Source organism: Paenibacillus puldeungensis (assembly GCF_042678945.1).
Lineage (GTDB): Bacteria > Bacillota > Bacilli > Paenibacillales > Paenibacillaceae > Fontibacillus > Fontibacillus puldeungensis.
The window spans coordinates 360,146-371,166 of sequence record NZ_JBHTLM010000001.1 but is presented as its reverse complement, the minus strand read 5'-3'; the positions used below and the strand labels follow the sequence as shown (position 1 = coordinate 371,166).

The following is an 11,021-nucleotide window of genomic DNA, read 5'->3' as shown; positions in this document are numbered from 1 at the left end:
TACATCTAAAATTAGGCAATTGGGCTTTGCAGGGCTTTTCCGCCCCATTTAGCTGCACTTTCTGCACCTAAATGCTCGAAGGTTCCAATATGGCGATACTTAACTGTACAAAATGCATTTAGTGTTCAAAAAAACGACAGTATCACGATAGCTCCCTCTCGAAAGCACCTCGCAACACTGCCGTTTTGTCGGCATTACGTTATTTTCTTATATTCATGCGAACTAAAGGACCGTTCTGATCCAAGCATCGGCAATTAGGCCATGTCCGGCCGGCGATGGATGGACTCCATCCGGTGCCCAGTAGGACGGCTCGGCCTTCACTGAAGCTGCGGCGAACAAACCGTCGAGCGGCACGAGCAACGCGCCGAACTCGCGCGCCAAATCACGAACAACCGTTATCTTCGGATCGAGGTCGCCACGCCATTGTCTGCGGTCCTCCGGAACTGGTAAAACGAATGGCTCCATCATCACCAGACGAGCATCCAGCTTCGCCGTCGTGCGCTCCAAGATGTTACGGTACGCAGCTTCATACTGTTCCGCCGTCGTCTCTTCGCCTTGGTCAAACCGACGCCACGTATCATTGATTCCGATAAATATAGATACCCAATTGGGTTTTAAGTCAAGGCAATCTTCGTCCCAGCGATTTTGCAAATCCTTAACCCGATTTCCGCTAATACCGCGATTCAGGAACGTCAGCTTCTTCTCCGGGTATAAGTAACCTAGACGCGAAGCAACGATTAAGGGATACCCTACACCAAGCGATGCCCCATCCTGATAATTTCGTCCCCAATCCGTAATGCTGTCTCCTTGAAACAGAATAACATCATTTTCTTTAAACCCCATACCGCTGACTCCTCCGATCCATGATTAGTTGCGCTTCTATTATAATGTATATTTTTCCATAACGGTTATAGGAGTCAACTCTCTTACCTAAATCTTCAAATTATTATTTCACCACAGGCTGCCTTTCGGCATTCATGTTCGTGAAGACTATTATCCCGGATGCTGCAACTACACCGGATATAACGAATATAGCTCCAATCCATTGAAATAGCGTGATCGGCGTTCCCATCACAAATGAATTAGTCATCGTTACTACAGGTACCAGGTTGAAAAAAAGGGATGTTTTTGCAGCCCCGATCTCCTTTATCCCTTGATTCCACCAGAGGTATCCTAACACGCTTGTAAAAAGCGCCATAAAAGCGATAGCTCCCCATGCCTCAAGCGGGATGTCAGGTACAGGCACCGGGTTTGACGAAAATAATGAAACGATTATCAAAGCTACTGCGCCGACCAGCATCGTGTATGTTGTTGTCGACATAGCAGTCCCCTGCTTAACATAGCGGCGTCCAAGCACTCCATATAGCGCCCAACAAATATTTCCTCCCAAGATCAATATATCCCCGCCGGATATCGACAACGTACGAATCACTTCCAGTGAACCTTGCGTAATAACCAGAAATACACCAATGAACGCCAGGACAATGCCGACGATCTGTCTCGAGGATATTTTGTCTTTCAGAATCATTCGGGAGAAAATGGTCGTTAAGAGCGGGTTCAGCCCCATAATGAGCGATCCGTTTACCGGCGAAGTATACTTCAAGCCTGCAAAAAACAGCGTATTAAAGCCAAAGATCCCCACCAGCCCAAGCAAAGTATAAGGGGCGGCGTTCCCCTTTAGAATCTTTAGATGAATTCCCTCTCTGAAAACGAGGATAAGCAGCATCACAGCACCGGCCAGACCAAACCGCCAAGCTGCAGCGGAGGAAGGAGAGAAGAAACCCACGGTATACTTCGCCAGATTGAAGGTGACACCGGTAAAAATCGAAAATCCGAGCAGCATCAAATATATTTTTAGATGTTTCACAGCTCTTCCTCCTTCTCCCCCAAAAGCGAGTAGTAGGTGTCTAATTTATCCTTCGTTGCCATAATCACTTCCTCCAGCTCTTTCTTCTTCATTTCCATCTGTTCCAAGTGCTTTGTTAATAGATCGATGCGTTTGCTGATCGATGGCGTCAACTGTGTCGGATTTACTCCTGAATTTATGGCCTCCTGAATGCAGCCATCTTTGACAAACTCTTGAATCTCCTCCAAAGACATTCCTGTCTTCTTCAGGTTTTTCAAAAAAGAAATAAACCGAATATCTTGTTCCGTATAACAGCGTCGTCCATCATCCGTACGTTTGGGCGAAGGCAGCAGCCCGATCTTTTCGTAGTACCTTAATGTATAGGAGCTAACCCCCGACGCTTCCGAAGCCTTACGAATAGATACCATATTCACCATCCTTAAATTTTTAATTTAAATTCAGTGTAATTCCTAGAGTAAACTCTAAGTCAAGTATCTTTGGTTCGCTCCTTCGACTATGTTATAATCACAGGCGTAATCAGGATGGCTTGTACGCCAACTACAGGCTTTAATTCGATCGAAAGGCTGATGAAAAAGCATGCTAACTTTTGCGCAAAAACTTGAAATTCTGGAGTCCTTTCCGGAGCTCGAACGGCGGAACGTATCCCTTGGCCGTGTCAACTTTCACTATGAACAAAGCGTGCACGATAAAAAAACCGTCGTTTACCATCTACATCCGAATGGGAACGGTTACGTTTACGCCGGTCTGCTGTCAGGTTATGACGTTGATGATAAGGGTTTTGTCAATATTCGTGACTACTCCGCCGATCAACTGCGTTCGCTGGTGGAACTATCGATTCGGTCGCTTTCATCAGGAGGATCGCAAGACTCTGAGGCTGTTTTGGAAGCCGAAACCATGAACAAAATGACAAGCCTTTCTCCCGGCGGAACCTGGATTGACTCCAAGGGGCAGATACTAACCCTAAAATGTGAGGATGACTTATGGTACATCTACTCGGGACTAAGTCTTGAAATGGTATTCGATACACGCGAGGAGGCCGGGCAATATCTGGAGGAGGAAGGGTTTAAACCGCAAAAGGGGTAGGTGTTTGCGGCCCTTTAACGCCCATTTTTTTAATTTATTTACCATTTGTTCCCGTTGCACGCAAAAAAATGTTTGTATTTGGACACAAAATGTTCAATAATTAGATCAGACACAGAATGTTCACAATTTAAGTATAAGTGAATGTAAAGGAGCTGATCCTCATGCGGCAACCGGGAAGCAATTCGAATGGCAATGCTTTTCTTTGCATCATTGCGCTGGGAATGTTTTATGCTGTGTTCTATACTGTATTTACGCTTTACGCGATTCATGGACAATAGACTTTACATTTTGTAACCGTTACCATTATTGCACATAATTAAACCGCTAATCCTAGCACAGACCAGGCTTAGCGGTTTAATGTCTTTCAAAACCAAAGCTTACTTCGCGCTGTCAAGCACGTCTTGCGGTACTTTGATTTCTTTAATTTCGTTATGTTTGGAGACCGTGGTGTCCATCTTCATTTCCATAGTCACTTTTTGACCTTCGGCTTCCATTTCCATCGTCATTTCTACATTGGCTTTGGTTAGGAAGAAGTTGTCTTTGTTTACGTTGTAGTTGATTTTAATGTTCTTAATATTCATTTGATCCAGCATTTGAGCCGCTTGTGGATTGCTGTTTCCAGATTGGTTCATCAATGATTTTGCAAAATCCTTTACACCGTCGCCGGATAAATCCGCTGTAAGGAGGTATTCGTTGCCTTCCTCAGATACTTTAGCATCTTTGGCAATCGTTTTAAGCTTCTCCAATTGATTTCCTGGGTTAGAGCTTTGATCCATGCTCGCTAACAACTGATCTTTCTGGCTGTCAGGCAGCTTCGTCCAGGTTCCCGTTTGGTTGGCAAAAATCCCTTCCTTGGTGATGTACATCTTAATGTTTTGACTTGCGCTCCCCGGAGCCGACATGTTCGTCTCGGAGTACATTTGCATAGGATCTTTCATGGCGTCGATTTTCATCTTCATCTCAATCTTTTGATCCTGCTGTTGATCTCCCTGCTTCACGGAAATGTTTTCGTTCATGTTCATATCCATGGAATAGCTTTTCATTCCATTGCTGGCTTCGGTAGTTTTCTTGATCAGTTCATCGACGGTCATCGATGTCGATTCTGCTGCCTTCGTTTCAGTTTGGGCATTAGCCGCTTTTGAATCTCCCCCGTTAGCCTTTTCCTTCCCACATGCGGTCATGCTCATGGCCAAGATCAGACCAAGCAGCACTAAGGTAAATTTCTTCACTACGTTGTCCTCCTAAATTATGTATTCTTCATCATATTAACCAATGTCTAGTAAGACTGACAGGTAAAATAGTCCAATTTAGTAACACTCAAGGTCCTATTTATTTAGGCTCTTAGACCTATTTTTTGGTACTTATTTACTTATTGTGAAAACGCGAACACACTTGCAGCTACTGACTTCTCCGTCCTTCAAACTACCCCCAATCCAGCAAACAAGTTTATAATGAACAAAAGAGCTCATCGAAATCACCAAAGGAGTTTTCCACTTGAAAAATTTGCTAGTTACCGGTTATCGCGCCCATGAGCTTGGCATATTCAGCAACAAACACAAAGGAATTCCATATATTCGTCAGGCGATTGCCGCCCGGCTCATTCCTCTCTTAGAAGACGGGCTCGAATGGGTAATCACTCCCGGTCAATACGGCGTTGATCTATGGGCCATTGAAGCCGTGTTGTCCCTAAAGAAACGGTATCCCGATGTCAAATGCTCAATCATTACCGCTTACAGCCAGCAAGAGGATAAATGGAATGAAGAGAAAAAGGAATACTACCACCAGCTCCTCCGCCAAGTCGACTACTATGCGTCAGCCAGCAAACAGCCTTACGTTGGCAGATGGCAGTTTTCCGCCCGTGACGAGCTGCTGTTTCGGAAAACGGATGGCATTCTCTTGGTATATGACGAAGATAATGGCGAAGCCAGCCCGAAATTTTTTAAGGAACGCGCCTTGAAGAAGCAAGCGGAAGCGGATTATGTATACCTGAACATCGGCTCCGAGGAAATTCAAGCGATCGCGGATGAGGAGCAGCCAGAGTATACTAATGATTACATAGATTCTTGATACAAGAGAAATACCGCCTGCATCCGGAGCAAGCGGTATTTCTGTTTTCACACCTTATCCTTACATTCCTACCGAAGCGGAAATCGCTGCAAAGATGGCTGCGATAATCCACAGCACGAAGAAGAACTTGATAATAACCTTGATCCATTGGCCAAAGTTTATACGAGCGATCGCCAGTCCAGCGAGCAGTACGCCGCCAGTCGGAGAGATCAGGTTGGTCAGTCCGTTACCGAACTGGTAAGCCGTAACGATAGCTTCGCGGTTGATTCCGACCAGATCGCCCAAAGGCGCGAGTACGGGCATCGTCAACGCAGCCTCACCGGAAGAGGACGGCACGAGGAACGTTATGACGTTATGAACAAGCAGCATGATCGTAGTGAAGGCGTAGCTTGGCAGGCCCTTCAGCAGGTCTGCTAAGGAATTGAGAATGGTATCGATGATCATTCCATTCTCCGCAATCACTAGTATACCGCGGGCCAAACCGATGATTACGGCAGCGTAGACAAACTCGCCACAGCCTTTAACGAAGCTTTCTGCCAGCTCGCGCTGGTTCATTTTTGATACGATCCCCGCAAACAACCCCAGCGCAAGGAATACTGCACCGATTTCCGTCATGTACCAGCCTTTGCTCAGAATTCCCCAGACGATCAGGCCTAGAGTAGCCACGAACCCACCGATAATCAGCTTGTCCCGGAAGGAGAATACGACCGCTTCACCGGTATCTTCTTTTAGGAAAAGAGAACGGTTCAACTGGTCATTCTTAAAGACGACCGATTTCTCCGGATGCTTCTTCACCCGGTGCGCATACCACATTGTGAACGCGATCGATACGCCTGTAAACACAATCCATTCAATAAAACGCAGCCACAGCTGAGGGTTGCCTTCAACTCCCGCCACACCCTGGGCAATAAGAACGGAAAACGGGTTGGTCGTAGAGCCGACATAGCCGATTTGGGTACCCAGGAACAGAATCAGAATCGCGGTCATCGAGTCAAAACCAAGCGCGAACATCAGCGATATGAAAATGGCATAGAGCGGGATCGTTTCCTCACTCATCCCGAACGTGGAGCCACCAAGGCTGAAGATGAGCATCGCGATCGGGATGACGAGAATCCCTTTATTTTTCAGCCGTCTCGCCAGCGCCACCAGCGCCCGGTCAATCGCACCGGTTTGCAGAATGATGCCGAAGGCACCGCCGACGATCAGCACAAATGCGACGACGTCCGCCGCATTGATGACGCCTTCCATCGGTGCGCTTAATATTTGCTGGATTCCTGCACGCAGGCTGCCGGCTTCGCTGGTTTTCGGTACGGTATGATAAGTGCCCGGCACAATCGCCGATTTGGTCATCCCGTCCACCGTTACATCTTTGTGGTCAAACTGTCCGCTTGGGACAATCCAGGTTAACGCAGCCATAAGAATGATGATGCCAAAAATCAGCGTATAACTATGGGGCAGGGACCATTTCCATCTTTTCTTTTCGGCTTCCATAACATTTTCCCCTCATTCCGGATTTGTATGATTTTCCATATATCGTTATATGACGTCATTAATAAGCTATTAGTTTTCTCTGGATGAAGATACTCTATCATTGGTGATTGAACCACCGGCGATCGTTAAGATTGCTTTTGAACTTCTCAGCTCTGAGGCAGCGGTTTGCAGCAGGTTACGTTCAAAGACAGCGATGTCGGCATATTTCCCGGGCGTTAACGTTCCTGTCTTGTCCTCCATATAGCAATGCTTCGCGCCGTTTATGGTCCATGCCTTCAGCACTTCCGAAGCCGGCATTCCTCTATCAGGATACCACCCCCCTGCAGGTGATTCATCTGGAAATAAACGGGCGGTTGCGGCATATAGCGAATCAGGAACACTCGTAAGGAAGAGCGGCAGATCTGTTCCAATCGTTACCGTTACGCCGGCATCCAGCATGCCTTTATAATTGTAGAACAGCCGCTCTTTCTCTCTGCCTACGGCATCGGCCATATAAGCCAGCTCATGAGAAGGGTTCAGCAGCAGAACCTGCGCGTACACTTCGGCGAAAATTTCTAAATCGGCCATTCGCTTCAAATCGTCCGGATGCGGATACTCGAGATCACAGATGGAATGCCGAATATCACGGTCACCGCCATGCTTGCGGCATTTTTCGAATATCGATACTACCCGGCGGATCGCCGCATCGCCTTCAGCGCACAAGGTACATTTAAGGCCCTGTTCGTCAGCTTCCAACACCGCAGCCTCAATCGCCTCATAATCAACCGGCCGCAAATTCGTCACTCCCGGCATATCCGCGTATGGCTCCAGCATATCTCCTGTATGATCAGCAACTACCCCATCCACCATGATTTTGAAGCCTTGAAACCGAAGTTGGTCGCCGTTGTAACGGTCTTTGTACTGCATTCCAACCGGGATATTTATCGGATCCAGTACCGGCTCAAGCGCGAAATGAACGCGCAGCGGAAGCTGCCGACTCTCGTCTAAACTGCTTAAAACAGGCAGCATTCCCACGTAATCATCAAAGCCAATATCCTTGATGGATGTAACTCCGCGTTCAGCCAGCATGCGGCAAAAGTCCAGGAACTCGCTTTGCACCAACTTTTGATCGTTCAACATATCTCTCAGCAATAACGCGCGAGCCTCTGCGCTGCATTGATCCGGCACAAACCCGTATTTTTGGGTGGCCTTCTGATTCATCCAGCAATAGCTCTTGGTGCGATTAATAGCAATGACAGCTCGGTCCGGAAAAGCCTCATCCAGTAATGCTTGGTCAGGTGGCCCTTCCCACGTGTCCAGCCCCCAACCGAAAGCGTATACATTTTCTCCCTTAGGCAGGCCCTCGGCGTACGCAATCAATAAATCCAAAGCTTCCTGGGGGGAACTCGTATTCGTTAAGTCCAAACCGCGATGCATCGACATATAGCCGGTAAAAAAAACGTGGTTGTCATGAATGCCCGGCATAACAAGCCCGTCTCCAAGCTCATAAACCTTCGTCATAGGTCCGATCCAATTTACGGAATCCGATTTAGTCCCCACGGCGCTAATCAATTCACCGGTTATGGCTACAAATCCCGGTCTGGCCTCATCCTCCGTTCCCGTAAATACAGCGTTTGAAATGAGCACAATGTCAGCAAAGGTATTGCTCGTTGCGTTCAAAATCATCCCTCCTTTTATTTCTACTTCAAATAAATTCTCGAACACATAAATCATCATGCAATCGGTTTCAGTAAAGAAAATGTTCTATCCTTCTACAAATACGTCTTATAACGTTATATCATAAGGTATACCGCTCCCTTGAACCGTGATAAAAGGCACAGGTTAAAGCGGAATCTCTCTGTAAAAGGACAGATCAATTAAAGGGTAAATTGATAGCGGTCACCCATCATATATTGCTTGCCAACATGAACCGGCAATCCGTGTTGATCAAAGATGATTGTTCTCATGTAGAACAACGGCTTGCCAATCTCCGTTTCGAGCAGCTTTGCCTTCTGCTCGTCGGCGAGAACGATTTCAAGAATCGATTCCCCTGGCTGATTCGGATCAATCCCGTACTTGTCTCTTAGCAGATCATACAGCGATCCTTCCAGCGATTCCTCCATTAAGAAGGAGAATCGTTTTTGCGGATAATAGTTGTTCTCCAGCATAAGCGGACTATCCCCGCAATATCTTTTGCGCTGAATATATATGGCCTTCTCCGTTTTCTCCAGGCGCAGTGCGCCCTGCAGTTCGGCATCCGGTTCAATGACTTCCCGGTGAGTCACCGTGCTGTGAGAAGTAAACCCATTTGCTTTACAGGCAGCTGTAAAGCCTACCAAATGCTCTATTTTTCGGCCGATTTTCACATGGCTTACAAACGTGCCTTTGCCTTGTCGCTTCGTAAGATACCCTTCCTGGGCAAGCTCCTCCACCGCCTTGCGGACCGTAATCCGGCTGACGTTATATTGGTCGCTTAGCTCCAGCTCTGTCGGTATTTTTTCTCCCTGCTGGTATACGCCGTTAAAAATCGCAGATTGAATCGCTTTTTTCAATTGAATATATAGTGGTTCGGGATGATCTGAATTTAACATAATTACCTCGCTCGATAAAACGTTATAGTCTTCCCTCAAAGAGTATCAAACGTTTAGCGTTTATACAAGCAAGCGTCGATTTTTCTTTCGTTGAATCACTCATAAACTACGCCAAAGCCGAATGACCCTTCTACAAGGCAGCTTTGTGCCGCAAATGTGGAGCCTTCCTCCATCGCCTTCTGGATGCCACGATCTTTGAGATAGCTCAGCAGAAACGCCGTAATGTAGGAATCGCCTGCTCCCATCGTATCTACCGCCTCGACGAGTTCCGGAACGTGGAAGTAATACTGGTGCCCGTCATAGATCATAGAACGGTCGCTTCCGCGGGTAGCTGCAATTAATTGCCCTTCTCTTTGCCATTTGGAGCGGATATACTCCATCGTCGCTTCATCCGACATATGGCTGCAGGAGAAGAACGCGAAGTCAGCGTAAGGAATGAATCGATCTACTTGCTCTTCCTCAAAATCGTCGGAGAAGTCGAAGGAGATCGGCACGCCCAGTGTACGAAGCTCCGGCAGGATATGCCCGGTATGGCTGTACAAGCCGGTATGCATAATATCGAAAGAGCGAATATATGCGCGATCCTCATCGTCCAGCTTCAGCGGGTTGAGTCTCGTCACTCCGCCCTCGTTGCTGCCGAGAAATACTCTGTCTCCATCTTCAAGCGTCACCCGTGCACAACCGTTTTCACCGTGATAATGGCGACACCGGGAAATGTCTATGCCAAGCTCGCGAACGGTTTTCTCCACGTGTTCAGCTTCACGGTCGTCACCGAAAACACCTACAAAGGCGGCTTCCGCCCCAAGTTTCTTGGCAAATACGCTGAAGTTCAGCGCATTGCCGCCGGGATACATCGTTTTAATATGCACGTACTTGTCCACTACATTATCGCCAATACCTAATACCTTCATTTTGTTCACCTGCTCTTCGCAAGATTTAGACTGGCTGAAAAATTTGTATAGAATACTTCGGATTAATAAGCAACTTTCCCCATGTAACGTCTCGTTTCGAGCGGATGATTGCGAACGTCTGCCAAAGCTTCACGATATACGCACATGATGCTGTAGAACAGGATCGGGTTAAAGAACTCAACGACTTCATCGGCAATCGTACCGATACCAAGCTCTTTGGCATCAACGACTTCAACCTTTTCCGCATATTTCTGCAGGAAAGTCAGAGCGCGTTCATCCAGGGCACGAGTCCGTCCTTCGTTCATCATCAAGATAAACGGTGTTTCTTTATCGGTCACTTCGAACGGACCGTGGAAGTATTCGCCGGAATGGATCGAAGCGGCATTCAGCCACTGCATTTCCATCAAAGAGCAGATCGCAAAACCGTAAGCATGTCCATAAGAGGCGCCGCTGGAAAGGATGTAAAACAGGCCTTCCGTACGGTATTTATCCGCAAATGCCTTCGCGCGAGCAGCTACAAGCTTTTTACCTTCGGTAATGATGCCGTTGATTTTTTCAATGCCGCCTTGGAAAGCATCGTAATGGGCATAACCTTCGGTCACCTTCAAAATTTCCACCGACAATTCCATGATGATCGCCATCGGGTTGTTTTTCACATCGCTATCCTCACCCCACTCATACACGAACTGGTGATCGGAGTATTTCAGCAGGTTGGCTTCCTTATTATGAGTCAAACCAATGGTATGCGCGCCGCGCTCTTTGGCCACTTTCGCCGCTTCGACCGATTCAGGTGTGTTGCCGCCATGCGAGCAAACGATTACGACGGAATCCTTGTTAAGGCGTTTTGGCAGGGAATGAACGAATTCATTGGCCGTGTACATGCCGGGTACAATTTTTTGCGCCTCGCTATCCAAAAAGTACTTGGATGGGTACATATCAACGAGGGAGCCACCGCAGGCGACGAGGTAAACTTCGGTAATGCCGTTTTGAGTCTGTTCGTTAATCGTGCTGATCACTTTAGATACGTTCATG

11 protein-coding genes are annotated in these 11,021 nt (G+C 47.2%); 2 read left to right on the top strand and 9 right to left on the bottom strand.

Going from position 1 to position 11,021, the window contains the following annotated elements; genetic code table 11:
* Window positions 1-222: 222 nt before the first annotated feature.
* The 3 genes from ACFQ3W_RS01615 to ACFQ3W_RS01605 all read right to left on the bottom strand — a co-directional run bounded on the left by ACFQ3W_RS01615 (window position 223) and on the right by ACFQ3W_RS01605 (window position 2,274).
* Window positions 223-843 carry an SGNH/GDSL hydrolase family protein gene (locus ACFQ3W_RS01615; RefSeq protein ID WP_379315941.1) on the bottom strand — a complete coding sequence of 207 codons (621 nt, stop codon included), beginning with the start codon at window positions 841-843 and terminating at the stop codon, window positions 223-225.
* A 103-nt stretch (window positions 844-946) separates the two neighbouring features.
* Entirely contained in the window at window positions 947-1,867 is a 921-nt protein-coding gene (locus ACFQ3W_RS01610) for a DMT family transporter (protein WP_379315939.1), read from the bottom strand.
* Complete coding sequence (locus tag ACFQ3W_RS01605; protein WP_379315937.1) at window positions 1,864-2,274, bottom strand: MerR family transcriptional regulator; 411 nt, start codon at window positions 2,272-2,274, stop codon at window positions 1,864-1,866. Before ACFQ3W_RS01605 ends, ACFQ3W_RS01610 begins: the two co-directional genes overlap by 4 nt.
* A gap of 169 nt (window positions 2,275-2,443) precedes the next feature.
* On the opposite strand from ACFQ3W_RS01605, the gene ACFQ3W_RS01600 reads away from it, so the two are divergent.
* Window positions 2,444-2,950 (top strand): hypothetical protein, encoded by a 507-nt coding sequence (locus ACFQ3W_RS01600; RefSeq protein ID WP_379315935.1) that lies wholly within the window; start codon window positions 2,444-2,446, stop codon window positions 2,948-2,950.
* Between the two features lie 377 nt (window positions 2,951-3,327).
* On the opposite strand, the gene ACFQ3W_RS01595 is transcribed toward ACFQ3W_RS01600, so the two are convergent.
* Window positions 3,328-4,179 carry a DUF6612 family protein gene (locus ACFQ3W_RS01595; RefSeq protein ID WP_379315933.1) on the bottom strand — a complete coding sequence of 284 codons (852 nt, stop codon included), beginning with the start codon at window positions 4,177-4,179 and terminating at the stop codon, window positions 3,328-3,330.
* 265 nt (window positions 4,180-4,444) lie between these two features.
* Here ACFQ3W_RS01595 and ACFQ3W_RS01590 point away from each other — a divergent pair, with 265 nt between their 5' ends.
* On the top strand, window positions 4,445-5,017 hold the full coding sequence (locus ACFQ3W_RS01590) for a DUF1273 domain-containing protein (RefSeq protein ID WP_379315931.1): 573 nt from the start codon (window positions 4,445-4,447) through the stop codon (window positions 5,015-5,017).
* 60 nt (window positions 5,018-5,077) lie between these two features.
* Here the strand turns inward: ACFQ3W_RS01590 and ACFQ3W_RS01585 are convergent, their stop codons facing one another.
* The 5 genes from ACFQ3W_RS01585 to ACFQ3W_RS01565 all read right to left on the bottom strand — a co-directional run bounded on the left by ACFQ3W_RS01585 (window position 5,078) and on the right by ACFQ3W_RS01565 (window position 11,020).
* On the bottom strand, window positions 5,078-6,508 hold the full coding sequence (locus ACFQ3W_RS01585; protein ID WP_379315929.1) for a YfcC family protein: 1,431 nt from the start codon (window positions 6,506-6,508) through the stop codon (window positions 5,078-5,080).
* Window positions 6,509-6,577: 69 nt separating this feature from the next.
* A complete protein-coding gene (locus tag ACFQ3W_RS01580) occupies window positions 6,578-8,167 on the bottom strand; it encodes an amidohydrolase (RefSeq protein WP_379315927.1) in 1,590 nt (529 codons plus the stop codon).
* Window positions 8,168-8,364: 197 nt separating this feature from the next.
* Window positions 8,365-9,078, bottom strand: a complete 714-nt coding sequence (locus tag ACFQ3W_RS01575; RefSeq protein WP_379315925.1) for a GntR family transcriptional regulator — start codon at window positions 9,076-9,078, stop codon at window positions 8,365-8,367.
* A gap of 95 nt (window positions 9,079-9,173) precedes the next feature.
* A complete protein-coding gene (locus tag ACFQ3W_RS01570; protein WP_379315923.1) occupies window positions 9,174-9,989 on the bottom strand; it encodes a fructoselysine 6-kinase in 816 nt (271 codons plus the stop codon).
* 62 nt (window positions 9,990-10,051) lie between these two features.
* Window positions 10,052-11,020, bottom strand: coding sequence for an SIS domain-containing protein (locus ACFQ3W_RS01565; RefSeq protein WP_379315921.1), 969 nt, complete (start codon window positions 11,018-11,020; stop codon window positions 10,052-10,054).
* Window position 11,021 lies beyond the last annotated feature (1 nt).

Excerpts from the sequence above, each read along its gene's own strand:
- ACFQ3W_RS01615 (WP_379315941.1), bottom strand. The coding sequence starts at position 843 with ATGGGGTTTAAAGAAAATGATGTTATTCTGTTTCAAGGAGACAGCATT.
- ACFQ3W_RS01605 (WP_379315937.1), bottom strand. The coding sequence starts at position 2,274 with ATGGTATCTATTCGTAAGGCTTCGGAAGCGTCGGGGGTTAGCTCCTAT.
- ACFQ3W_RS01600 (WP_379315935.1), top strand. The coding sequence starts at position 2,444 with ATGCTAACTTTTGCGCAAAAACTTGAAATTCTGGAGTCCTTTCCGGAG.
- ACFQ3W_RS01585 (WP_379315929.1), bottom strand. The coding sequence starts at position 6,508 with ATGGAAGCCGAAAAGAAAAGATGGAAATGGTCCCTGCCCCATAGTTAT.
- ACFQ3W_RS01575 (WP_379315925.1), bottom strand. The coding sequence starts at position 9,078 with ATGTTAAATTCAGATCATCCCGAACCACTATATATTCAATTGAAAAAA.
- ACFQ3W_RS01570 (WP_379315923.1), bottom strand. The coding sequence starts at position 9,989 with ATGAAGGTATTAGGTATTGGCGATAATGTAGTGGACAAGTACGTGCAT.
- ACFQ3W_RS01565 (WP_379315921.1), bottom strand. The coding sequence starts at position 11,020 with ATGAACGTATCTAAAGTGATCAGCACGATTAACGAACAGACTCAAAAC.